This window comes from Thiohalophilus thiocyanatoxydans (genome assembly GCF_004366735.1).
GTDB classification, from domain to species: Bacteria; Pseudomonadota; Gammaproteobacteria; order UBA6429; family Thiohalophilaceae; genus Thiohalophilus; species Thiohalophilus thiocyanatoxydans.
In genome coordinates this window covers 179,008-202,649 of record NZ_SOQX01000005.1, presented here as the reverse complement: position 1 = coordinate 202,649, position 23,642 = coordinate 179,008, and the positions used below count along the sequence as shown (strand labels likewise).

General features: G+C 53.9%; 23 protein-coding genes. 14 read left to right on the top strand and 9 right to left on the bottom strand.

Annotated elements, in window-relative coordinates:
• Positions 1–91: 91 nt before the first annotated feature.
• Positions 92–1,048 (bottom strand): D-alanine--D-alanine ligase family protein, encoded by a 957-nt coding sequence (locus tag EDC23_RS10525; protein WP_243830770.1) that lies wholly within the window; start codon positions 1,046–1,048, stop codon positions 92–94.
• A 109-nt stretch (positions 1,049–1,157) separates the two neighbouring features.
• Entirely contained in the window at positions 1,158–3,179 is a 2,022-nt protein-coding gene (locus EDC23_RS10520; protein ID WP_134084321.1) for a CocE/NonD family hydrolase, read from the bottom strand.
• Positions 3,180–3,351: 172 nt separating this feature from the next.
• Here EDC23_RS10520 and EDC23_RS10515 point away from each other — a divergent pair, with 172 nt between their 5' ends.
• Positions 3,352–4,590, top strand: coding sequence for an ATP-grasp domain-containing protein (locus EDC23_RS10515; RefSeq protein WP_243830769.1), 1,239 nt, complete (start codon positions 3,352–3,354; stop codon positions 4,588–4,590).
• Positions 4,591–4,703: 113 nt separating this feature from the next.
• On the opposite strand, the gene EDC23_RS10510 is transcribed toward EDC23_RS10515, so the two are convergent.
• Positions 4,704–5,942 carry a hypothetical protein gene (locus tag EDC23_RS10510; RefSeq protein ID WP_134084317.1) on the bottom strand — a complete coding sequence of 413 codons (1,239 nt, stop codon included), beginning with the start codon at positions 5,940–5,942 and terminating at the stop codon, positions 4,704–4,706.
• Between the two features lie 96 nt (positions 5,943–6,038).
• On the opposite strand from EDC23_RS10510, the gene EDC23_RS10505 reads away from it, so the two are divergent.
• The 5 genes from EDC23_RS10505 (at position 6,039) to EDC23_RS10480 (ending at position 9,617) form a co-directional block, all read left to right on the top strand.
• Positions 6,039–7,394: an MOSC domain-containing protein gene (locus EDC23_RS10505; protein ID WP_134084315.1), complete on the top strand. Its 1,356-nt coding sequence runs from the start codon at positions 6,039–6,041 to the stop codon at positions 7,392–7,394.
• Positions 7,395–7,576: 182 nt separating this feature from the next.
• Positions 7,577–8,167, top strand: coding sequence for a TetR/AcrR family transcriptional regulator (locus EDC23_RS10500; protein WP_134084313.1), 591 nt, complete (start codon positions 7,577–7,579; stop codon positions 8,165–8,167).
• A gap of 74 nt (positions 8,168–8,241) precedes the next feature.
• Entirely contained in the window at positions 8,242–8,658 is a 417-nt protein-coding gene (locus EDC23_RS10495; RefSeq protein WP_134084311.1) for a DsrE family protein, read from the top strand.
• Positions 8,659–8,669: 11 nt separating this feature from the next.
• Complete coding sequence (locus tag EDC23_RS10490) at positions 8,670–8,906, top strand: sulfurtransferase TusA family protein (RefSeq protein ID WP_134084309.1); 237 nt, start codon at positions 8,670–8,672, stop codon at positions 8,904–8,906.
• A 210-nt stretch (positions 8,907–9,116) separates the two neighbouring features.
• Positions 9,117–9,617 carry a DsrE family protein gene (locus EDC23_RS10480; protein WP_134084305.1) on the top strand — a complete coding sequence of 167 codons (501 nt, stop codon included), beginning with the start codon at positions 9,117–9,119 and terminating at the stop codon, positions 9,615–9,617.
• A 116-nt stretch (positions 9,618–9,733) separates the two neighbouring features.
• Here EDC23_RS10480 and EDC23_RS14210 read toward each other — a convergent pair whose 3' ends face one another.
• Complete coding sequence (locus EDC23_RS14210) at positions 9,734–10,666, bottom strand: ice-binding family protein (RefSeq protein ID WP_134084303.1); 933 nt, start codon at positions 10,664–10,666, stop codon at positions 9,734–9,736.
• 311 nt (positions 10,667–10,977) lie between these two features.
• Between EDC23_RS14210 and EDC23_RS10470 the strand changes: the two genes are divergently transcribed.
• From EDC23_RS10470 to EDC23_RS10460, 3 genes are all read left to right on the top strand, one after another.
• Positions 10,978–11,733 carry a DUF2189 domain-containing protein gene (locus EDC23_RS10470; protein ID WP_166668838.1) on the top strand — a complete coding sequence of 252 codons (756 nt, stop codon included), beginning with the start codon at positions 10,978–10,980 and terminating at the stop codon, positions 11,731–11,733.
• A 232-nt stretch (positions 11,734–11,965) separates the two neighbouring features.
• Positions 11,966–12,610 (top strand): adenylate kinase, encoded by a 645-nt coding sequence (locus tag EDC23_RS10465; protein ID WP_134084299.1) that lies wholly within the window; start codon positions 11,966–11,968, stop codon positions 12,608–12,610.
• A gap of 351 nt (positions 12,611–12,961) precedes the next feature.
• The gene (locus tag EDC23_RS10460) at positions 12,962–14,752 is read left to right on the top strand and encodes a radical SAM protein (protein ID WP_134084297.1); all 1,791 of its coding nucleotides are present in this window, start codon (positions 12,962–12,964) and stop codon (positions 14,750–14,752) included.
• A gap of 266 nt (positions 14,753–15,018) precedes the next feature.
• On the opposite strand, the gene EDC23_RS14140 is transcribed toward EDC23_RS10460, so the two are convergent.
• A complete protein-coding gene (locus EDC23_RS14140) occupies positions 15,019–15,936 on the bottom strand; it encodes a lysophospholipid acyltransferase family protein (RefSeq protein ID WP_166668837.1) in 918 nt (305 codons plus the stop codon).
• Between the two features lie 445 nt (positions 15,937–16,381).
• Between EDC23_RS14140 and EDC23_RS14330 the strand changes: the two genes are divergently transcribed.
• Positions 16,382–16,516, top strand: coding sequence for a hypothetical protein (locus EDC23_RS14330; protein ID WP_279585922.1), 135 nt, complete (start codon positions 16,382–16,384; stop codon positions 16,514–16,516).
• 56 nt (positions 16,517–16,572) lie between these two features.
• Here the strand turns inward: EDC23_RS14330 and EDC23_RS10450 are convergent, their stop codons facing one another.
• Positions 16,573–17,706 carry an NAD(P)/FAD-dependent oxidoreductase gene (locus EDC23_RS10450; protein ID WP_134084295.1) on the bottom strand — a complete coding sequence of 378 codons (1,134 nt, stop codon included), beginning with the start codon at positions 17,704–17,706 and terminating at the stop codon, positions 16,573–16,575.
• On the opposite strand from EDC23_RS10450, the gene EDC23_RS10445 reads away from it, so the two are divergent.
• The 3 genes from EDC23_RS10445 (at position 17,706) to EDC23_RS10435 (ending at position 20,013) form a co-directional block, all read left to right on the top strand.
• The gene (locus EDC23_RS10445) at positions 17,706–17,909 is read left to right on the top strand and encodes a hypothetical protein (protein ID WP_134084293.1); all 204 of its coding nucleotides are present in this window, start codon (positions 17,706–17,708) and stop codon (positions 17,907–17,909) included. The genes EDC23_RS10450 and EDC23_RS10445 overlap by 1 nt on opposite strands.
• Complete coding sequence (locus tag EDC23_RS10440; protein ID WP_134084291.1) at positions 17,902–18,429, top strand: hypothetical protein; 528 nt, start codon at positions 17,902–17,904, stop codon at positions 18,427–18,429. The genes EDC23_RS10445 and EDC23_RS10440 overlap by 8 nt, the downstream gene beginning before the upstream one ends.
• A gap of 777 nt (positions 18,430–19,206) precedes the next feature.
• Positions 19,207–20,013 (top strand): Crp/Fnr family transcriptional regulator, encoded by an 807-nt coding sequence (locus EDC23_RS10435; RefSeq protein ID WP_134084289.1) that lies wholly within the window; start codon positions 19,207–19,209, stop codon positions 20,011–20,013.
• 19 nt (positions 20,014–20,032) lie between these two features.
• On the opposite strand, the gene EDC23_RS14420 is transcribed toward EDC23_RS10435, so the two are convergent.
• Together EDC23_RS14420 and EDC23_RS10430 are read right to left on the bottom strand one after the other, a co-directional pair.
• Positions 20,033–20,266, bottom strand: a complete 234-nt coding sequence (locus tag EDC23_RS14420; protein ID WP_399359296.1) for a DUF6316 family protein — start codon at positions 20,264–20,266, stop codon at positions 20,033–20,035.
• Between the two features lie 200 nt (positions 20,267–20,466).
• Positions 20,467–21,219: a Crp/Fnr family transcriptional regulator gene (locus EDC23_RS10430; protein ID WP_134084287.1), complete on the bottom strand. Its 753-nt coding sequence runs from the start codon at positions 21,217–21,219 to the stop codon at positions 20,467–20,469.
• A gap of 540 nt (positions 21,220–21,759) precedes the next feature.
• Here EDC23_RS10430 and EDC23_RS10425 point away from each other — a divergent pair.
• Positions 21,760–22,458: a PEP-CTERM sorting domain-containing protein gene (locus EDC23_RS10425; RefSeq protein WP_134084285.1), complete on the top strand. Its 699-nt coding sequence runs from the start codon at positions 21,760–21,762 to the stop codon at positions 22,456–22,458.
• 49 nt (positions 22,459–22,507) lie between these two features.
• Here the strand turns inward: EDC23_RS10425 and EDC23_RS10420 are convergent, their stop codons facing one another.
• On the bottom strand, positions 22,508–23,347 hold the full coding sequence (locus EDC23_RS10420; protein WP_134084283.1) for a mechanosensitive ion channel family protein: 840 nt from the start codon (positions 23,345–23,347) through the stop codon (positions 22,508–22,510).
• Between the last annotated feature and the right edge of the window lie 295 nt (positions 23,348–23,642).

Below are 23,642 nucleotides of genomic sequence, written 5' to 3'. Positions count from 1 at the left end.
TGTTCATCCGGGCCTCCTGGCGGTTGGTTTGGGTTTGCACCGCCAATTGTCCGGGTAGGTGCCGGATGAACAACCTACTGAGAGATCACACCTAGTCACCATCCCCTTTTAGTGCATAACGTGTGACGGCAGCTTGCAGAATCCGATCCAGCATATCCGTATAGGAATATCCCGCCCATTCGGCCATCATCGCCAGCCGGCTGTCGGCATACCAGGTGGGATTGGGATTGACGTCCAGCAGGCGCGGCGTTCCGTCCGGGCCGGCGCGAAAATCGATACGGGCGTAATCCCGAATGCCCAGGCGCCGATACAGGCGAGTGCAGTACTCGATCAGTTGGGTAGAGGTGCTCTCATCCAGTTCGGCCCGGCGGTGGCGAAGCTGATTCCAGTAGGGTGAAGTCGCATCGAACTTGGCATCGTAGGTAAACACCGGCGGCAGATCCGGTGCCAGCTGGCTGTAGTCGATTTCCGCGGGAGGCAGGACGGTCAGGCCGCTTTGCGGATTACCAATGACGCCCACGGTGTACTCCGGGCCGGTCAGAAACTCCTGAATCACCGCCTGCGGCGGATCGATCAACCCGGCCAGCCGTTGCATATACGCAATAGCCTGCGTGCTGTCATAGACCACGCAATCCCGGGTCATGCCAAAACTGCCGGCCCCGGTATTGGATTTGATCAAGGCGGGGTAGTTCTCAGGCAACACCAGCGGGTCGGCACGCAGATCGACAAAGCTTTCATCGGGCACCGGAATATCCAGGTCAAGGGCCAGTGCCCGGACCAGGGATTTGTCCGCGCTAACGTCCAGAGTCATGCCATTGGAACCCGTATAGGGGATCTCGAACATCTCCAGCAGGGCCGGAATATGGGTTACCAGGTTCCAGTTGTTACGATAACCCGTATCGCAGAAGTTCAGTGCCAGATCGAGCCGGGCGTGTCGTAGATCGTCGATCAACTTTTCATGGTCATTGAAATAGCTAAAGCTATACCCTTCCAGTTGCGCCAGAGCCGATTCGAGTTGTTCGAAGGCGATGATTTCCTCTTTACCCAACCATCCTTCATGAGAAAAGGAGTAAGGCAGGTGCGGGTCCCCGAGGAGAACACCGATTTTCAGTTTGTTATGCGCCATATTTTGGACAGTCCCTGTTGGATGGCCTTATTCAGACGTGGTCACGTGCGATGGTGACATTCCAGTCACGTGCCGCGAAGCGCCGATCGCCTTCATAGGCATCCAGCGTGGCATGAATATAGAAGTTCTGTACATCTGAGGTCAGCACTGTGCGGGTTTCGGTACGGATGGACCAGTCTTTGCGCTGCAGTCGCCAGGTGGCCGTCACTTCACCCCGAAACGAGGCATACATACCACGATAATAGCTGTAGCGTTCGACAATGGCGCTGCCGGCCTCCATGCCGTGTTCCTCGAAGCGTGCCAGACCATCATTGATCACGACTTTGAGCATGGACACGTCACTACCCAGGTCCCGGATGACGGTCCAGCGCTGATCGACCGGCTCAAGCGCGGTCAGCGGCGTGCCGGGTGCCGCTTCGGGAAGACCAAATTCACGCAATGTCTTGTCCGATTCTCTCGGTGGGCGCTCGGGCAGAACAAACTGGCTGAGATGGGTGTCAATCGAGAGGCACACTTTTGATGGGGACGGCCAGGCCAGCGGGAAGTAGGAAGTCGAAAGTGACAGACGGATCCGGTGTCCTTTATCAAAACGTTGGGCCACATCGTTAAGTTGCACGCGCACCCGGTAGCGTTTGTGTGGTTCCAGGGGCTGCGGGTCTTCGTGGCTTTCGCGGTGAGTAAGGTTCAACAGACCGTAAGTAACCCGGGTGGCCTCGCCATCGGGCGCGACGTCTGACAAGCGGGCCGCGATCATGGCCACCGGTTTATTGGCGGAGAGTTCCAGCTCCGCCACTGGCGGTCCGAGGATCTCCAGGGCCTCCTCCAGTGGTTCGGTTTCAAAGATCAACGCCCCGCCGTCTTCCTCGCGCTGATCATGGGGAAGATCCGGCGGAGCGGCATAGGAACACCACTTACCGGCAAACATTCCCACACTCAATGGTGATTCGATAGAGAGGGTTTCCTCGTGCTCCGGTTGCGGATCATGCAGTAATGAATGGTGTCCCAGGTGGAAGGTACAGGGTTTAATATAATTCGATGGCCATTCGTTCTCGGCCACCCAGCGCCCGGGACGGTGTTCGTAGGTCGGATGTGGCGATACACTGTGTTGCATCCAGACCCGCAACGGTGGATCCTCGTCAACCCCGTTGGCCTTGCCCTTAATCCAGTGATCCAGCCAGCGCACAACCTCCTGGAGAAAGCCGATCGCCGGACCGGGCGTGCCGTACTGGGGGTAAATGTGGCTCCATGGTCCAATCAGCGCCTTGCGCGGCACAGCCAGGTGTTCGAGCATGCGAAAGATCGCATTGGAATAGCCGTCAGCCCAGCCACTGGCCAGCAAGACCGGCACCTGAACAGCGGAATAATCCTCGCAGATGGAGCCGTGTTTCCAGTGTCCATCACGCCGTTGATGGCGCAGCCATTTTTCCAACCACAAGCCACTGCCATCGAGTCGCTGTTGCCACATGTCGCGCCAGCGTTCGCCGACGATCGCCGGATCCGGCGGTAGCGAGTTAAAGCCGAACATCATTGAGGCCCATGACAGGTTATCGCCTAACAGGCAGCCGCCCATATAGTGCACATCGTCAGTGTAGCGATCATCGGTAGAGCAGAGGCTGATCACGGTCTTCAGTTCCGGTGGACGCCGGGCCGCGATCTGCAGGCCATTGAACCCACTCCATGAGATGCCGATCATCGCTACCGAGCCATTACACCAGCTCTGTTCGGCTATCCAGCGGATGATCGCCACCCCATCATCCTGCTCGAGTTCGAGGTATTCATCTTCCAAGACTCCGTCAGAATCCCCGCTGCCACGGATGTCCACCCGCACACAGGCATAACCATGGCCGGCCAGATACGGCATCATCTGGCTGTCACCCCGCCGGGTATGATCGCGGCGTCGATACGGGTTGTAGTCCAGCACCGCCGGCACCGGATCACGTTCGGCTCCTTCCGGTAGCCAGAGGCGGGCCGCCAGTTGACACCCGTCGGGCATGGGAATCCATTCGGTTTCAATCGCACGGACAGTAAACGGAAAGCTATCAAGGACTTTCATGATGTCGGTACCTGGGACCGGTTTGTTTTGTGCCTCTATCTATACTAGAACAATAAAAGGCCTTTGACATGCGATGACCATGAATTCCCGAACTAACAAAAGATCAGGTTCAGCTGAAACACGCAGTCACAAGAATATCTTCGTCATAGGACTTGATGAATTTAACCGGGCCTTGTTGCAAACCATTGAGGGGGCAGACCAGTATACTTTTCATACCCTGCTTGAAAACGTGGAGATTGAGGAGCCGGAGGTCTACCGCGTCAAGGAATCGTTGGAAAAGGCCCGGGCACAATTGCGTGCTTTCCCGGGCAGTATTGATGCCATTGTCGGTTACATCGATATGCCGGTGGGTTTCATGGTCCCTATTCTGTGTTGTGAGTTCGGCCTGCCGACGGCGAGCCTGGAGAGCGTGCTCAAATGCCAGCACAAATACTGGAGTCGGCTGGAGCAGAGTCGGGTGATACCGGATCACATTCCGGATTTTAATCTGGTCGATCCGTTTGCCGATGATCCTCTGGCGCAAATCGAGCTGGACTATCCGTTCTGGTTGAAGCCGGTCAAGTCGGCCGGTTCCTATCTCGGGTTTCGTATTGATGATAAGAGTGAGTTTGAGAAACGCATCCAGGCGATCCGGGACAATATCCGGCGTCTCTCCGATCCCTTCGATCATATTCTGGAATATGCGAATTTGCCGGATGAAATTGCCGGAGTGGATTTCAACTATTGTATCGCTGAGCAGATCGTCAGTGGACGACAATGCACTCTGGAAGGTTATGTGTTTGAGGGGGACTGTCATGTCTTTGGGGTTGTCGATTCAATTCGGTACCCCAATCGCTCTACCTTTTCCCGTTATGAATACCCTTCCAGGCTGCCTGGCCGGGTCACCCGGCGTATGATCAGTATTACGCGGGAATTTCTCGACTATATCGGTTTTAACAATTCAACCTTCAATGCGGAATTTTTCTGGGATGAGCGCGATGACCGGATCTGGCTTCTCGAAGTCAATACCCGGATTTCTCAGTCGCACAGTTATCTGTTTGCCATGGTCGATGGCGCCTCCAATCATCAGAGCCTGATCGAGGTCGGGCTGGGCCTGCGTCCAGGCATGCCGCATCGCCAGGGACGATACCATTATGCGAGTAAGTTTTACTATCGGATGTTTCAGGATGCTATCGTGGAGCGCGTCCCCGGCCAGGAAGACGTGCAGAGGATCGAACAGCAGATTCCGGATGCGATGATCAGAGTGAATGTCAGTGAAGGTATGAAACTGTGTAACCTGCGTGAGCAGGACAGTTACAGTTACGATATTGCCTGGATCTTTGTTGCCGGCAACACGCGACAGGAATTGCAGGCCCGCTACCGGGAATGTGTCACTGCGCTGGATTTTCGGTTTGCCTATCGACATCAATAATCAAGCGTAACAGGGGGGGGGTAAAGCTCTTTTCTCTTCTCTGCTGAATCACAGGAGCAGACCATGGTTTCACGTATTGCATCAAGAGGCTGTGACACAGGGAGGCCGCATTGTTAATCACCTGGCGCCGCAATCCTCACGCCGGTGCGGTTTCCTGTCAGATGTCCAGCCTCACCGTGGCGGCGGCCCAGGATAAGTTCATACCAGGGCAGTGACCTGGCAGTGGGAAACACGGCCGGGCCAAGACGGATTGGTGTCTCTTGTGGAAAGTCCAACAGGCGGCGTAGTTCCAGTTCTATCCTGGATAGCTCGGCCTTGAACAACCGATAAGTGTGGAGATAGTTTGCTACAGACCGTGCAAACAGTTCAGTGTCACCGCTGTAGTGGATGGCGCTGCCCGGCTCGTTAAGCAGTTCAATGGCGGTGCGCATATCCTCATCCAGCAATGGGGGATCGGCTGCATCGTTGAGTGCTGTCGTAAACCGCTGACGCTGTGGTGCGTCGAGTGCATCGGGCAGCATGGCGCTGTTTGGTCTCTGGGGAGGAAGGTTATCCAGATCGTTCGCGGCACGTTCAAGCTTTTGCGTCAGGAATTGATTAAAGGGTGCCAGGTGCTCCCTGAACTCGCCCTGCAGCAGTGACCACAAATGAACATGGTCATATAAATGCCAGAAGATACCCAGTTGTACCTGTAGTGCCAGGTGGCGGGCCAGGTTGAGCCGCTGAGAATCAATTTCAAGCGGGTTGTTGGCGTTGCCTTCTATGAGTGCGGTACTGGCCTTTTGTATCATGGGCATTGAACCGGCACAGGCCTCATAGGTGGCACCAACCAGGGCCCCTGTCTCCTCGATCAGATTCATAAATGAGTCAACCGACACTGGCGGCTCGGTACCCAGTGCACGGCGCTCGCACAACCCCCGCATGACACCAAACATGCCGGCGGCAAGCTTATGGCCGACAGCAATCCTTGCGGGAACCGGCCCGTGTAGACTGCGCTGTTGCAACAGGTAGATGGCAGGACCGGCTAACTGGTCGATAACACAGGAGAGAATCTCGTCCCAGGTGGCATCGTCACTTCTGGCATGACGTCTGAATGCTTCCATTTCCTCAAGAACAGGATTCAGGTAGCTTGTGATTTGTTCCAGGGCCGAGACATTCATCCATTTATCTTTACGAATGTCGGAAAATGGACAAAGTTTCATTTCCATTTCCACGCCAATCCTTGCCATGGCATCGGCGCGCCGCTCGGAGATCGGGCGCCCTTCATCATCATGCATGGCATTGAGATCAAACATAACGGCTGACACCGACCATGAACCCTGACTGAGCGCATCCTCCAGACTTTTTGACATCAGCCCCCCTTCGAAACCGGCATACATGTGGTAAAAAACTATATGCTATATGTATAATAGGATACACCTCAAATTATCCAGAGTTGTAGCGATATAATGCACATTCTTTCTGTCAATGTCGGCAGCAGCCAGGAAGTCACCATCAAGAACCGCCCTGCTCAAACCGGTATCTACAAAATGCCCGTCACCGGGACAGTCACCGTCACCCGCTTCGGGCTGCAAGGTGATGTGCGTATCGAGAAACGTAAGATGGGGCTGGAGCACAGCGCGGTCTATGCCTATCCCTTTGAGCATTATGCATACTGGCAGCGCAAACTGGGCCGCGACGAACCATTCCCGGTGGGACAGTTCGGGGAGAATCTGACTGTGACCGGCCTGCTGGAGGAGGAAGTGCGTATCGGGGACGTGTTTCGCTTTGGTAACACGGTATTGCAGGTGGCCTATCCGCGCATCCCCTGCAACAAGCTTAACGAGCGCATGGGGCTGCGCTTTGCGCCCATGTTCCTGGCCTCGCGCAAGGTTGGCTATTATTTTCGTGTGCTGAGTGAAGGTACCTTGAAAGCAGACGACGGTATCGAACTGCTCGAACGCGATGAAAGCTCCCCAACAATGGAAGAATTTGTACGCATATCATTTTACGAATACTGGGACAGTGAGGCGCTGCAATACCTGTTGCAGGCCCGCGACCTGATGCCGGCCTGGCGCGAGACAATCGAAGCCAAACTGAATCGGGCCCAGACCGCCAACGGCTGGCACGGCTTGCGTAAATTCGAGGTGGTGCGTCGTGAGCAAGAAAGCGAGGACACGTTTTTGCTCGACCTGAAGTGTGCAAAGGGCAGGCCACTGGCGCCGTTCCATGGGGGGCAACAGCTCACGGTCGTGCTGGCCGGACACAGTGCTAACCAGCAACGCCAACCCTGCATTCTTTGCAGTAATCCGAAAGACCTGTCAACTTACCGGATCATTGTGCGTCACCGGGCTTCACCTGACCCAACCGACACTCACGACCCTGTGGCTTCTCACCTGGTCGGCCTGGAAACCGGTGAACATATATTTTGCAATGCGCCACACGGTACGTATCGGACAATAGAAAAAGAGAACGACCGCCTGCCCGTGCTAATCAGCCAGGGCCTGGGCATTGCGCCGATGCTCAGCCTGTTGTATGAGCTTGAAGAACAACGCAATCAGTTGTTTTTGTTCCATCAACCGGGCGCAGACGAACCGCAAAGGCTGAAAAGTGAGGTCCGAACCCTGCTGGCCAGAAATCCCGACTGGCAGATGATTCAGGCCGCGCCGGACCGGCTTAACGCAGAACGGGTCCGTCTTCATGCGCCTCTGATAAACAGTGATATTCATGTCGCCGGCTCACGCGCTTTTGTGGAACACCTGGTCAACGAGTTTATGGGGCTGGATATTTCACCTGCTGCCTGGATTGTGCAACATATTGATTAGATAGACTATTGCGAGTGAAAGGGGCCGGCGACAAACACCGCTTATTATCACTTGCGGTGGGTTCGTTTCTAACCCTGACTTATTTTGACCAGGTCATTCCTGGCATGGCTCACCAAAAAGCATACACTTAATACGGCATTTAATTGCTTGACTAGAACGAATGTTCATTCTAGTCTTGATGCATGGCGACGACGACTGCAGAAATCAAACGAACCCCGGCCACCGAACAGGTGCTCGGCGCGGCGCTGAACCTGTTTACCGAGCAGGGGTTTTTCAATACCTCGATTCCGGACATCGTCAAGGCGTCCTCGGTCAGCACCGGTTCGATCTATCACTACTTTCGCGACAAGGAAGGTATCGCCCGCAGTCTGTACGAGACCCTGGTCGAGCGTATGGAGTCGAGCTTCAGCGAGATCGAAGCGACCCATGCTACGGCGCACGATCGCTGCCGGGCGGCGATTGCGTTGCTGTTCGAGCTGACCGAGCAGGAGCCGGCGGTAATGCGCTTCATGCTGTTCTCGCGCCATAAAGAGTTCATTCCGGACCAGAAACCGGTCTGTTCCTCGCGCCCCTTCGTGCAGATGCGCGAGATGGTGGTGGCCGGGATGGAAAGTGGCGAAGTCCGGGAGATGACCCCGATCGTGGCTGCCTCGGCGGTGTTTGGCGGGGCGCTGCGGTTAATTCAATTACGTCTGGACGGGATTCTGGACGCGCCATTGCCGGACTATCTCGATGAGATCTGGCAATGTGCCTGGCGGTCGGTGGCGGTCTGAACCCTCGGTTCAGGCGACCCCGGCTTTTTTTTGGGCCATAAATTAGAACGAATGTTCGTTCTAAGGAGGCAACGATGAAATCACTCGCAATCGTGGTCCGCGAGGACGGCTACGACAAACTGCTCACCCCCCTGGCTTTCGCCTATCTGCAGGGGGCGGAGGGCACCCAGGTCGATCTGCTGTTTGTGAACTGGGCGGTCAGGGCGCTGACCGAGGAGGGCGCCAAAGGTCAGGTGATCCAGGGGGAGCATGCCGCTCAGGACGGCTGGGTTCGCCAGCAGGTCGAGAAGGCCGGATTGCCCCCGGATATCTATGACGTGATCCAGGCGCTAAAAGCCACCGAAAACGTGAATTTTTATGCCTGCTCTCTGGCGTCCAGCATCTTTGGCGTGAACGAGGACAACCTGATCCCGGAAGCCAGCGGTATCGTCGGCGCATCGTGGTTTTTGAATGAAAAAGCCGCCAAAGCCGAACATTGTCAGTATTTTTAAGGAGAAACAACATGAGTGATATCAAAGCGAACAGCAAGCTGGATACCAGTGGCAAATGCTGCCCCATGCCGATCGTGGAAACCAATGTGGCAATGAAAAAGATCAACAGTGGCGAGATTCTGGAGATTATTGCCACCGATCCCGGCACGCTGACGGATATCCCGTCCTGGTGCGAACGGACGGGACACACACTGATGGAATCAGGGCAAAGTGATGGAGTGATCCAGTTCTATGTCAAAAAAGGTTGACGTCAATGCGCTGTGCGGGGGGTGCGTGTATTACCCGCCCAATCTCCCCGCTACAGCCTATAGCGAAGCTGACTATCGCGAACTGCAAAAGAAAAGCTGTTCATACGATCATCAGCCCGGCGATCAAAACTGCCAGCAAACACGCAAAACCCATTGCTCGCTTTTTGATCTGCAGGACATGCAAAACCGAGAACTCTCCCGGAGTACGTCATGAGAAAATTGTTTCACTACACATTACTGATTCTGTCGCTGGCACTGGTAACCAGCTATAGCCATGCCAGCAGCCAGGTCAACGACCGGGCTGCACTGGCGGATTTGAAAGTCGGCCAGGCGGTGTTTCTGATCGATATTGCCGATGCGAAAAAAATGAACTTCTATCTGGAGGTCATTCAGGGCACCTTCAAGGGGATGCAGGAACAGGGCGTGACGCCAGATTTTGTGATGGTATATATTGGTCCCAGCGTTCAATATCTCAGCACCTCGCCAAATGCGGAAACTGAAGAAGAGCACGGCGCCCTGCTGATGGACATTGAAAGCAATGTTGAAAAGCTTGCGGAACTGGGTATTAAACAGGAAATCTGTGCCGTGGCAACCGATGTGTTCGGTATCGATAACAAAACCCTGTTGCCCGAACTGAACCTGGTTGGTGACGGGTTTATTTCACTGATCGGCTACCAGGCACAGGGATATCACCTGGTGCCCGTCTACTAAAGCCATTAAGACACAACCCGATTATGTTGGTCCGATCCGGACAGGGCTGTTTTGCTATGGAGACAGACTCGAATGCTCACCGACTATACGCAAATCAATCGAGTCTGCTCCATTGACTATCCTGCTTCGGCTCTTTTCCCGATCTTAAGCGGCCGTCTGCGCAGCGCCAGGCCGAGAGTCGCGAGGCCGAAACCTAAAAGCGCCAGTGTGCCGGGTTCGGGAACGGAAGTGGGTGTTACCGGAGAGAAAGGAAGAAAATCAACCTGAGAACCGGTCACATCAAGCCCCCCACTCAAACCGTCGCTGCCAGCCAGAAAGTCCGAGCAGATGCCGGAGAGACTGTTTTGCTGTAGCGTCACGGCTCCCGTGTCCGCCAGGGCCCTGCCACAATGATCTGTCGCGGTGGTATTCATGCTGATGCTGCTGAGTGCGAGAATGTTTCCCAGAAATGTCGTGTTCACATCGATGGTCGCAGAGCTGCCGACATTCCAGTACAGGCCGGCACCCGAACCGGTGTTGATCACGTCCACGTTCGAGTTGGGCGAGGTGATCAGCGTGCTTGGCATCTGGAACACCCAGGCCGCGTTGGCGTTGCCCTCGCCGTCGAGTGTAAGCGTTCCCGACAGATTGGTTACTCCCGCGGGAACCGTGTAGATGCCCGGCGTGAGTGTGAGCCCGGCCAGGTCCGCCGCCAACGGGGTGCCGGATCCCAGCGACGCCAGGTTATTGCGTGCTGTCGTAAGTTGTCCCTGAGCCGACTCGGCGAGCGCGGTTCCTCTGTGCACCAGTCCCGAGGTGACCTGCGGGTCAGCAACCGGATTGGGTGGCGAAGGGGCGAAGCCGGTGATTGCATTGGCCCCACCGCTCGACCAGACGCCGACATTGCCGGTGATCGTGCTGGTGGGAACATTGGTCACCGTCGAGGCGCCAAGAACCGTAAAGCTTGCCAAATCCGAATCCAGTATCGGGGTGGCGGAGGCCGGGGCGGCAGCGCAGACAAGCGCGGCGCACAGGGGGATTGCCAATCGGTTGACGGCGTGGTGTGACATAATGTTTGCCTCTCAAATATAAAATTTGTGTATCTTTCTGTCCCGGCTTCTTCAATCGACTAGTCGATTAGCTCTATTAAACGCAAGAAACATGCAAACTTTCAGGTCTTGTGGGATATCAATGACTTAACGCAGTGGTGAAGGATGTGAGCCGTTAAGGCTGTAAAATATTCCGGCACACTGAAATAGACAGCGGGCGCCTCTTCCCTCACTAACCCCGCTTTTAATGCTGTTTTTCATCCCACGAGGCATCGAACCTGATGCCTGTGAAAGGCCATCGCACCTACTACACTTGTACAAGGAGGTGTCGTATGAAAAGTGCAGATTCAGTTCAAAATGACTCCCCGCTTTACGCGTCTTGCCGCAAGCTCATGTATGACGCGCCATTTGGGTGGCTAAACGAAGGCTGGCAAGACTTCCGCCGGGCGCCCTGGCACAGTCTGATCTATGGAGCGATATTTGCCGTAATCGGTTGGCTGCTGATTTATTTATCCTGGATCAATGAGAGTTATTTACTGGTTGCTCTGTTTGTCTGTCTGCTGGTAGTGGGGCCCGCACTCGCCTTCGGCCTTTACGATATAAGCCGGCAACTTGAAGATAACCACGAACCCAGTTTTCGTCACGAGCGTAGCAAGGCTTTGCATGAAATGGGGCACGAGCTTATGCTGGCGCTGTTGCTGAGCCTGCTGTTCATGTTTGTGCTCATCCTTATATCGATAGTGATGAATGCTCTTACGCTATCCGGGCAGTCGGCGGCTTCTGCCGCGGTGCCGCTGTCTGATGCAGGGTTTCTCATCGTTACCGTTGTTTTCGGCGGTTTGCTGTTTGGTGCCAGCTCATTTGCCTTGCCGATGATTCTGGACAAGGATGCCGATGCCATGACGGCAATATCAACCAGCTTTCATGCGGTGTGGCGAAACAAGTCGGCTCTCGCGCTCTGGGCAATGTTGGTTCTGGCATTGACGGCAGTCGGGTTTGCGACCGCTTTGATTGGGTTCGTACTCATCGTACCGGTGCTCGGTTATGCGACCTGGCACGGATACCGTGAAACGATTATCGAAAAATAAAATAAGCTGAATGGGGGCGCGGACAAACGCGTCTCATTATCACGGGTTCTGATTTCGTTTTTGGGATGGTGATTTTTTAACCAGTCCTGAACCCCTGATCAGGACGCAAAGTCCCCTCCGGGACATCAGTTTATTGAGTGTTAAAAAAAATTATTTGGACCTCCAGTCCAATTTATGAAATAACCCTCCCCTTATTCTGACTTACCATTAACTCGAGACAAGGGGAAACGTAGTGAAACTGATTTTGTTAGGCGCACCGGGCGCGGGCAAGGGCACCGTGGCCAATATGCTGAGTGACATCGACGGCTCTGTCCAGATTTCCACCGGCGATATTCTGCGGGCAGCCGTCAAGGAAGGTACCGAGCTGGGCAAGCAGGCCCAGAGCTATATGAATGCCGGCGACCTGGTACCGGATGAGCTGATCATGGGCATTATGAAAGAGCGCCTGAAGGAAGACGATTGCAAAAACGGTTACCTGCTGGACGGTTTCCCGCGCACCATTCCCCAGGCGGAACAGCTCAAGATCATGCTCGAAGAGATGGGTGAACAACTCGATGCGGTGGTTGATCTGGCTGTGCCGCGCGAGGTAATCATGGATCGTCTGACCACGCGCCGGACCTGTACCCAGTGCAATGCCATCTACAACGTCAAGAGCAAGCCCCCCAAGTTCGAAGGCGTGTGTGACGAGTGTGGTGGACCGGTCGTGCAGCGCGATGACGAAACCGAGGAAGCGATTGCCAGTCGACTTGACACCTACAATGAGAAGACCGCGCCCCTGGCGGGTTTCTATGAAAAGGAAGGTATGCTGATGCGCATCAATGCCACTTCCAGCGATGACGTCGTCGCCGCCATCAAAGAGAAGTGCGGCCTCGCATAACGCGTTTGTTAGCTCAAATACCGGGATCGGGACCTTATGGAGCCACGTCGCGTTCCGAAAAGGTCCTGACCCCGGTTTATTATTTCATCGCCTTCCTTTTACCCGATCTGGCCGTCCCGAGAAACCGGCACCGGCTAGTTCAAAAGCTGTGACGCCCACCGTATCGGCCCGCCTGTGTCCTGTTACTTTCCGTCTGATTGACGATTGACTGATCCGTTTGCGTGGATTCTTACGTTGTAGCGGTTTCTGCCGTGCCTCGCCGGTAACATCACAAACCATACGGGAAAAGGCTGTCCCGGGTCGCATGATGTATAATTGGCCATTCGGCCAGGTGAATCGACAGGATATTTCATGGCGTCAGTCAGCGGCAGTGCAGTAGAACACAAGGGAACGGAAGGTATCGCCGTGGTCAGCGGCGGTGGCCGGGTCGTCGGCGTGGCGGACCAGGCCGCTTTGCTGCCGGTATATCTGACCACAATGCGCCAGCGCTTCAAGGACGAGATCAATCGCCTCACCACCGGCGGTGCCATGCGCCGGATGCTGGACGGGCACCCCCGTGCCGCCGAACTCGCTTTTCCCATGGCCTATCTCTATGCCTGGCACTGGTTGCGGCACAATGTCCACGACAACTACCGCGCGCAGGTACTGGAAACTTTCCGCGGCCCCCGCTTCGGTTTTCTTATGGATCTGCTGCTTTGCGACACTGCCGAGCAATTCGTGCGCGGTTATGTCCAGCACTGGCTTGATCATCCGGCCGAAGGCCAGAAACAGTGGCAGGAGTATCAGACCCTGCTGGCGGCCCGCGAGGGGAATACCGGGCAGTTAATTGAAGACATCCTGGCCCTGTGGCAGGGCCTGGGGCTGTTTACCCAAACCTATATGGCCGAGTTTAAAAACGTGGCCCGCGAGGAACGCGAACGCTATGCGGGCATGCTGGGGGCCGAAGACCAGGAACGGCTGGCGCTGGTGGATGCCCTGCCGGATGACCTGCAGGGCGTGACGCCGCGCTTCGACAAGCTGGGAATCATCCCCGCCATGGGCTGTCCGCAGACCTGCCGTCATTGCATGTTCACCTGGCGGCCCCCGCGCGGCAAGAATGAGGATCCGGAACAGGTACTCGATCTGGTGGATCAGCATACCGACAGCGTGTTGTTCACCGGCGGCGATCTGACCAAACAGCTGGATCATTTCTACGCGGCCATCCGCCGGATGCGCCACATCAAAAACTTTGCCCTGCTGCTCAATGGCGACTTTGCCGACACGCCCGAAATAACCCATGACGTACTGGGCAAGATGGCGCAGGCCATCAAGTCCCGGCCAAAGAAATGGGCCCCGGCCCGGGTGTTGTTGCAGATCAGCTTCGACGAGTTTCATAACGAGGTCTACGTCGACAAGCAGGGCTTGCTGGCCGAACGGATTCCCGTGGCCAGGATCGCCAATATCGTCGAATGCTATCCGCGTTATGCCGAACAAATCCAGCTGGCGTTGTTGCACAAGCAGACCGCCATGAATTTCTCTCAGGATGTATTGCAAAAAGGGGTCTTCGCTCGCCTGGCGCAGGAGCTCGGCAAGCGCGGCCACCAAATACAGGTGCAGGACGTGAAGACTTCGCCGCGCCTGAAACGCAATCCCAAATCGCCGGAGCAGCCACAGCCGGTGTTGAAGGATGCCACCTTTGTGCTTGCCAAACATCCAGACAGCCCGGTTCTGCTGACCAGTTCTACTATCGATGGTTATGGACGCGCCGCCCTGCTGGAGGAATGGGAAACAGTGAAAGAGAAGGACCTGCTGTACCAGGTGCTCAGCGAGGGCCCGCCACGGGGGGAATCCTTCGATATCGATATGATGTTGTGGTTCAACGGCTGGGTGACGCTGTTCAATGCTGTGCATATTTGTCTGGGTGACCTGTACCGTGATGGGATGGAAAAAATCATGGTACGACAGCGCAAGGATCCCCTGACCCGGGCATTGCACCGCTTCGATCGTAAACTACTCGATTACTACGCCGAGGTCCGCGACGATCTTGATAACAAGATCGATGCCGCGACCGGTCCTCACCATCTGTTTCATGCCCTCACCGAAGAGGCTGAAGTCAGGCTGCACATGCCCCGTCGGTTGATGGAAAACGCCCGGGCGACATAGCGTCAGATTCGATTGACAAGAAGGGTCGGTGGAAACCGCGTCTCATTATCCTCTATGGGTTGTCGCGATAAATCCTGTGTCCCGGAGGTTGTGACGGCACCTTAAAGCGTGAAATCGGTTCCGACAATGTCAGAGACCAGTATTCCTGCTATCAGAACAATTGGCTCTGACGTCCCTGTTTTGGGCTGTTGATAATTGCCTGAGCGAAGATGTTCCTTTTCTTTTCAGGATACCGGTTTGATGCAGGGCGGCACAGCCGGGCTGTTTCAGGTATAGACAGGTTGAGCGCCTGCTGGACGCTTGCGGAAACGTTTGTAAATCCACTGATATTGTTCGGGGACTTCGCGTATACATTGTGCGATGTCCCTGTTCAATGCGTTGACAGAGTTATCCGTTGATGGATCATGGATGTCATCGGAGGCCATGCGGAAATAGATATTGTAGCCTGCGCCCCGGGAGAGGCGCCGGGCATAACCGATGACGACACTGGCGCCGGTCCGGCGGGCCAGTTGAGAGACCAGGGTCATACTGTAGGCGGAAACATCAAAGAATGGGGCAAAAACACCACAGCCCTGCGGGGGTTCCTGGTCAGGCAGAAGACCGATCGTCTCCCCGCGGTTGAGAGCTTCTAACAGCGCCCGTACACCGCTGGCATCGGTTTGAACGAGGCGCGCACCAAACCGCTCGCGTCCCTGTTTCACAATGCTATCCAGTTCCTGAAGACGTGGCTTGCGGTATAGCGTGGTCATTGGATAGCGGCGCGAACAAAATAATGAGAGTAATTCCCAGGCGCCAACATGCGGAAAGGCAATGATAACGCCGCTGCGTTGTCGCATCGCCTGACGGATCAGATCTTCGCCCTCTACAGAATTGATGTGCTGCTCGATATAGTCTGTTTTCCAGAACAATAGAGGGCCGGCTTCTGCCAGGGTTTTGCCTGTTTCAATAATACTTTTTCGGACCAGGGCGCCTTGTTGTTTTTGAGATAGATGCGGCAAGCAGACTCGCACATTAGCGATGGCGTGACGGTAAAGCTTTGTGGGCATGAGATAGGCCAGCCAGCCGATGATGCTACCGATCTGGTGACAGCGCCGGAGAGGGAGGCGAGTGAATATTTTGAGCAAAGAGCGCGCCAGGCGAGCTTCAAAACGGCGTTTTGCCCCGGTTTTTTGAGTAAGCGACATGAACTAACCACGAAAAATACTTGGGTAATGAAAAATTATCTGGCATCCCCGAGATCAAAGTAGTTTCCCAGAGATTTTGCAAGGCGACTGTCAGTAGTGTGCATGATTTATATGGCTTTTATTGATGATAATTTGTGACAAAAATCTCATCTGGCAAAATCGGGTGGCAAACAGTTCTCCTGTATATTAGAAAATACTGGTTGAAAAACCGGGCAGATTTATTTTTCTTTCAATGAATTCAAAAAGTAAGGGGAATGAATAACAGGGTAGATGCGATGAAAAAGGAAACAGATCAGCTTGGACCGGCTTTCCCGTGCATCCGCAAAAAGTGTTCAGATACCGATTATTCCTGATGTTTAGAAGTGGTGTTCTCGGACATTATTTAGCTTGATATCCGATATACACGTCACTTGTTTGTTTTGAGCTTCTCGGAGTCAGAACCCGGATGCCGTGTTGGTCTGATCCCAACCAAATAAACCGGTATGATGCCCGGGCCGGCTACGGCGAGGCCAACCACGTCGGTTGGAATCAGACGATCGCCAAAGGTGGCCCGGTCTATCAGCATCGTAACCGGGACTGAGAGAAAACAGGCTGATCCCTTAATTTAAAAGGCGCAAAATCCTTTCAGATTTTGAATCAACGGTACTGCCGCAGATACCACCATTCAAACAGGCGCTTCGTCCAGTGGGCGAGGGGGTTGGCGGGGAGCCGGATATTGCGCTTCGGCGTGCGTGCTACCAGCATGCCGCTGTTCATGCTGTCGACAATGCACATCAGTTCCACCTTGAAGCCCGCGCGGGGTTCCTTGCCGGCCAGTTCATCCAGCAGGTTGGTTGCTGCCGCGCTGGCCTGAAGGTCGGCCATATGGGCCTGTTTGGGCATCCAGTCGGGGCCGGGGAAACTGCCCGAATCGCCGGCCACATAGGTCTTTTCAAAACCGGGGACCCGGCAGTACTGGTCGGCCTTGACCAAGCCGCCTTCGGAGCGCGGCAGCTCGCTGTTGTCGAACCACTGGTTGCCGGTCATACCGGGCATGAAGAGAATGAGATCGGCCTCGAACTCGCCGCCCTCGGTGATCACCTTGTTGGATTCGAAACCCTTCATCTTGTGTCCCAGCCGGGTCTCGATGCCGCGTTTTTGCATGGTCGAGAGCAGGCCCTTCACAGCCCCGGGGCCGAGACGTTTGCCGGGTTCGGGCGCCGGGCTGAAGAAGATCAGCTTGAACCGGTCACGCCGATTCTGCTTGCGCAGCAGGGTGTCGGTGCCGAAGAGAAATTCGAACATCGGGCCGCCGCGCATGGCCGAGGGCTCCTTGGGGTTGCCGCCAAAACCGATCGCGATGGTGCCGCCGTCCATTTCACGCAGGCGGTCGCGGATCCGCTCGGCGGCCGCAATTCCCTCACAGGGGGTGATGGCGTGATCGATGCCCGGCAGTTTTTTGATGAAGCGCCCGCCCGAGGCGATGATGAGGGCGTTGTTGTGCACATCGCCCGCGCTGGTCTCAACCGTCCGTCCGCCATCTTTGAGGCCGGTCACCTCGGCCGCGATATGGTCGACCTTCATGCGTGCGAAAAATTTCTCCAGCGGGATGCGCAGGTCCTCGCCCTGGCGGATGCCGGACGGGATCCAGATGAGACTTGGCAGATAGATAAATTCCGGCCTGGGTGATATCACCGTGATCGGGGACCTCTTGTCGCGCTTGCGTAACTCGCGTACCGCCGTCAGCGCGGCAAAGCCGCTACCGATAACCGTAATTGCCTGATCACTCATTGCAAACCACCATTGTTGCTGTGGGTGTAGGGGTTGTAGTGCGCAATAATACAACGAATGGGAATGTTGATAAATACGCAGGACAAGGGCTTTACCGCCTGTATTTGTTACGTCCTGAAGCAGAAACCAGTCTGATATCCTTGCCAATATCGGGTTATGCTATTATTTTTGCGTCTCAAGAAGGGGAGTACAGACATGAATAAACTTCCACTTCGTCACATACATCGGCTGATATTGCTTCTCTTTGTGGTTGTCCTTTTTTCGTGCCAGGACATGCCAGCGAATGTGTCCTCCGATCCGGCTGAGCGGATTCTCAATGGGGACCGGGTCCGGGTGGTGAGCGAATTGAGCGTGCCTGCGCATAAAGCAAGTGTAATGTTGCAGCATGGTCGTATTATCAACGAATCCGTCGACCGTTTCGAGGCCAGTTGTCGGTTCGTGATGAAGGCGATCAGGAATGCCCCACAAAAGATTGCGCCTGGCGAATTTCGGGTGAGTAATGTGCGCTATTGGGAAGATTTCGTGGCACCGGACGTCCGAGTTCCTTTATCCGGGGGCGAATTTATTAACTATGAGATTACTCTGCGTCTGCAGTCAGAGAAGCAGCCTGAAGTTTATTCACTGGTATGTCAGCACGATGATGATCATGTCTATGGCCGGCATCTGAATGTACGTGAAATACAACAGGCACTGAGCCGGTTAGTCCGGATTATCAAGCACTGATAAGCTCGTTTTGTGGCCGGGTATCTGATGAGCCTGTTCAGCCGCACTGGATCGGGTCGCCTGTCCTGAAAAGGATGCTGTAGCGAAAAGCTTCGAAAGACGGCACGGCCGGATAACCATTTTCAGACAGGCATCAATTACGACGTTATCTGTTTTTTTTGAGCTGTCGCCAGTGTTTCACTGATAGCGAGAAAAGCATTGCGGTGCTATTCATGTTATCTATGTGTCGGTAGATCGGTATGACAGAGTCGTGGCCTGAAAATTTAACTCGATTATGCAGATTCAGGATACATATTTCAGTAAGCTTAACTGTCCCGTTTTCTTCGTGGCCAGATTGAACAGGCGGCGGGAAAAATCCCGCTTGAAAAAGTCAATAATGCGGATTAGATGGATAAGGGACGCTGCCGGCTGATTAATCCTGCTGGAACAGGCTGTGATGCCTGCGTTTGAGGCGTTCAAGTGTTATTGCAGTGCGTATGCGATAGTCAGAATTTGATGATTTTACCGTAATGGGAAATGTTTGTGAGCCTGAGTCAGTATTATGTACATGTTCTTTCGAACAACGTTATTTCCAGTAGTTGGGAGTTGATTGACTTGTAATTTTCGGCAAGTTGAGAATTCATCAGGAACTTTGTAACGAAAATACTGTGCTCTATGTTCGTTAACGTACATCAGTTTTATCCGTGTTGTGTTTGGATTCAAAAAATCAAATGCTACCAGAAAGGTGTTCGATCTTAGGCAGGGAAACCTCTTTCCATCAACCCGGCGGAAACTTCAATGGAACATGAAAAGCGCGTACCTATAAACAACAGTCTTATTGCAGCCTTGCCTCAAAAGGACCGGCGACATTTTCTGGCAGGTTGCGAGAAAGTCAAGCTTGTGCTGTCTGAAGTGATCGGTGAACCCGGTGAGGCTTTGCGCCATATTTACTTTCCCACGGATAGTTTCATTTCTTTGGTGAGACCGATCCAGGGTCATACTGGTCTGGAGGTGGCGCTGGTAGGCAATGAAGGCATGCACGGTATTTCTGTTGTACTTGGGATCGATAGTTCATACTCGCATGTACTGGTGCAGGGTGAAGGTCTCGCTATGCGGATGGATGTTGCGTCGTTTCGTCGCGAACTCAGACTTAGCCAGGCTCTGCAACAGCTGTTGAACCGTTATATCTATGTGCGTCTGTGCCAGCTCGAACAAACGGCAGCCTGCACGCGCTTTCATGTCGTCGAGGAGCGCCTTGCTCGCTGGTTGCTGATGACGCACGATCGGGCGTTTTCGGATGAGCTGCATATAACCCATGAATTTCTCGCCTTTATACTGGGTGTGCGCCGGGTCGGTATCACCAGGGCAGCGGGTTCGTTACAGAAACGCAACTTGATAAGTTACAGACGCGGGATAATCACAGTACTCGATCGCCGCGGCCTTGAGGCTGCTTCGTGTAATTGTTACCGGGCTGACAGGACGACCTATGACGACATATTGGGTGAAAAGCTTCAGAATATGACGATTTGTGAAGATGATATGCATACTACATCAAATCAGGATATTTTTAAGCCTCGCAGTTCCGGACCGGAGCGGGCTCATTAATGGATATAAAATACAGTGATTAGTAGTGTTGGTAATTGAGTTGTACGTAATCTTGTTGCATTCTTTTTTCAAACGCAATCTGGTCATTAATGTATTCGATCAATGCTTTCCTGGACGCAGCCCGGGTCGGGTAGGGCCCCTGATCCGGTCCGCGCCGAATCGCGAACCACCACTCGTCGCTTATGTTATAAAACCGCTCAATACGGGGCTGAACAGTACCTGTTTCTCCATGGCGATTGCGTAACTGGTACATGTCAGGTCTCCGGACATCGGGCGGATAATAAATGGGTGGCCGTCCGTGGCCAGATGCGTAATGAATTACGCGTCCTAACTCAATAACCAGGCTGCCTGCCAGGTCACTCATTCACTGACTAAAGTATGCCCGTAGGCGCAGGGTCATTCTGTACGCTATCGCACATTGTACGGCAGGAGGCAGGACAAAGCGCAGCCCGTTTAGTGGTGGAGTGCCCGGGAAGGGAGATAACGTAGCAGCCGATCGGTTTCCCTTTTGACTACCGCATAGCACTCACAACTAAGTTCTTCCAGCCTGGGTCGGTCGAGTACAACGATATGGCCCCGTTTATATTCAATCACTCCTGCGCGCTGCAATTTTCCTGCTGCTTCGGTAACACCTTCCCGGCGTACCCCCAGCATGTTTGCAATCAGTTCCTGGGTCATGTTCAGCGTATTTGTTCCCAGCCTGTCCAAAGACAACAGTAGCCAGCGGCATAGTTGCTGATCAATCGTGTGGTGGCGGTTGCACACTGCTGTTTGTGCCATTTGCGTAATCAGTGATTGTGTATAGCGAAGCAACAGGTTATGAAAATCTCCCCCTCGGTTGAACTCCTCTTGCAGTCCTTTTTCGTGTAATTGATACGCACACCCCGCACTTTGTACGATAGCCCGGCTGGGCGTGCTTCTTCCTCCCATGAACAGCGGGATCCCAAGTAAGCCTTCATTTCCCACGATGGAAATTTCTGCCGAGGCGCCACTTTCCATTACATATAGTAATGACACGATCGAATCTGTCGGAAAATAAGCATGCTGCATGGCATAGCCGGACTCATACAATGATTTACCCAATGGTATTTTTACCAGTTCAAGTTGCGGGTAGATACGCTGTTTTACTCCTGCTGGCAAAGCTGCAAGCAGGTAGTTCTGTGCCGGTGAGATCTCAGCTAGTTTATCCGCTTTTGTCTCATGCATTGTTGGCTCAGCCTCCTTCCTTGGTTAAGTCTTGTTTTCCAACTATAGCAGGGTTTTATCATTATTATGTTCTATATAGAACATATAATTTTAAGCCGTTTTGAATAAACATTCTGCGCTGCCGATGCTGTTCTACCCGATTTGTCAGCTTGCTTTAAATTGTTTATTGGTCCTGCTCCATCGGCTGTCCAGCCGCCACTCTGGTCTTCCTTCGTGAGATAAGTAGAGATTTTGCAGGTCAAAGAGGGACCTCGATGCCCGTGATGTCTTTAATTGATCTATGCGCGTTGTATCCATACTTTACTGTGACGGGAAAAATGAAAAGCTGATTAAAGGCAGGATAGGTTAAAAATTATTGTTTGTTAACAGGAAAATTGACTCCGGACCTGATTTTCAGGTGTCGAAAAATTTAACATTTTTTCAGTTGCTCGCAGATAGATAATTTTAAACTCTTGATAAGACGCCGTTATTTTTATTGGCATGTGAGTTGCTTGCTTTCCTGGGCATGACGTTAAACCGTTGTTTTTCAGGAGTTCTGATATGAGTTTACACAGCATTACACGCAATATTTCTGTTGCACTGATACTGGCCTGTGCTCTGTTCCCTGGGGTTTCGTTTGCCGCGATTATTGGCGGCGTGGAGTTTCCGCAAGGGGAGATTTCTTTTGCTGATGGAGTCGTGTCATATGATCCCGCCTATTCCGGAGGTGCAATACCCTCGCCATCCAACAGTGAACCGAGTAATGCCCTGGGGCTGCCGGAGGTTCCCGGCAATACCTCCATCGGAGCCTGCTCCGGTGATCCTTCAGATTGTCCGTTCGTTTCGCTTGGTAGTGGCGGCCAACTTGTCCTGGAGTTTGTCGATAATGTATTAACCGGCAGCGATAGTTCTGACCTGGATTTATGGATCTTCGAAGTCGGACCGGATGTAGAAGATACCTATGTTGATATCAGTTCGAACGGTGTTGACTGGTTTTCGGTCGGGAAGGTATTTGGCACTACCTCGGGTATTGATATTGACAGTTTCGGGTTTACTTCGGCGGATACGTTCAGTTATCTCCGTTTGATGGATGACCCATTGGAGGGAGGCACGGGTGGTGCGAGTGTCGGGGCGGATATTGATGCCGTAGGTGCCATTACGACGCGTGCGGTAAGTGTTCCCGAGCCCGCCAGTATTTTTCTCATCTTGCTGGGACTCATCGGTTTCGGGGTTGTTAGCGGCAGGCAAAGATCAATGTAAAAATTCGGGCCGAGAATAGCCGGCCCGGTGATTTTGTGTTTGATGACGATTAGCCTGTGCTTTGATAAACATGCAGCTCCCGTTGCGGGAAGGGGATGCGGATGCCCTCGCGGTCAAAGGCGGCTTTGACTTTCTCGGTGAGTTCGAACTTCAGCGGCCAGTAATCGTCGGCATAGACCCAGGCACGCACGGTCAGCTCGACGGCACTGTCACCCAGATTGCTCAGTAGCACCTGCGGTTCCGGAACATTGAAGATTTTTTCCTCATCGGCCATGATCGACATGATCACCTCACGTGCCCTGGCGATATCATCGCGGTAATCGATACCGAAGACAAAATCCAGTCGCCGGGTTGTTTCAGCCGAAAAGTTGGTGATGGTGCCGTTGGACAGGGCGCCGTTTGGAACGATGATGCGCACGTTGTCCGGTGTGGTGAGGATGGTGTTGAAGATTTGCATTTCCGTCACCGTGCCGCTCACGCCCTGGGCGGTAATGTAGTCGCCGACCTTGAAAGGCCGGAACATGAGAATTAACGCGCCGCCGGCGAAGTTGCCCAGGCTGCCCTGCAGCGCCAGTCCCACAGCGAGCCCGGCGGCAGCGAGTACGGCGATGAAGGAGGTGGTGGCAATCCCCACCATGGAGGCCACGCTGATAAGCAGCAGCGCTTTCAGGCCGATACTCACCAGGCTTTGCAGGAAGTGGGCCAGTGTGGGTTCCATCTTGCTGCGTTGCATGCCCTTGTTCATGACCTTGACCACGCGGCTGATGATCCACAGTCCGGCAAGCAGCACGACAATGGCGAGCACGAACCGGGGTACGTACAGCATCAGCAGTTCGACGGCCCTGGCGGTGTAAATTGAAACCTGCTCGGGGTTAATGAGGTCGTCCATAGAACTGACTCCTTATCGGCGGCGCTGCCGTGGCTTCTGTTGAAGTGGTCTGCACACAGGCGATCGTACTGTGTGACTCTGTCTATTTTCTACCATACAGTCTGAAATGGTAGGCGATAAATTACCAGGAAAAAAGTCACAGCCTTCTGCTGTGATGCCCGGGCATGATGCCGTCTCAACCCGCCGCCCTTTCGGGTCCGAAAATTCCTTGCTTTAAAAGTGCCCGGCCTGCTGGTGTTGGCAGGGTGCCCGCCATATACTTTTAATGTCTGTCTGTTTATGTTGGGCACTGTAA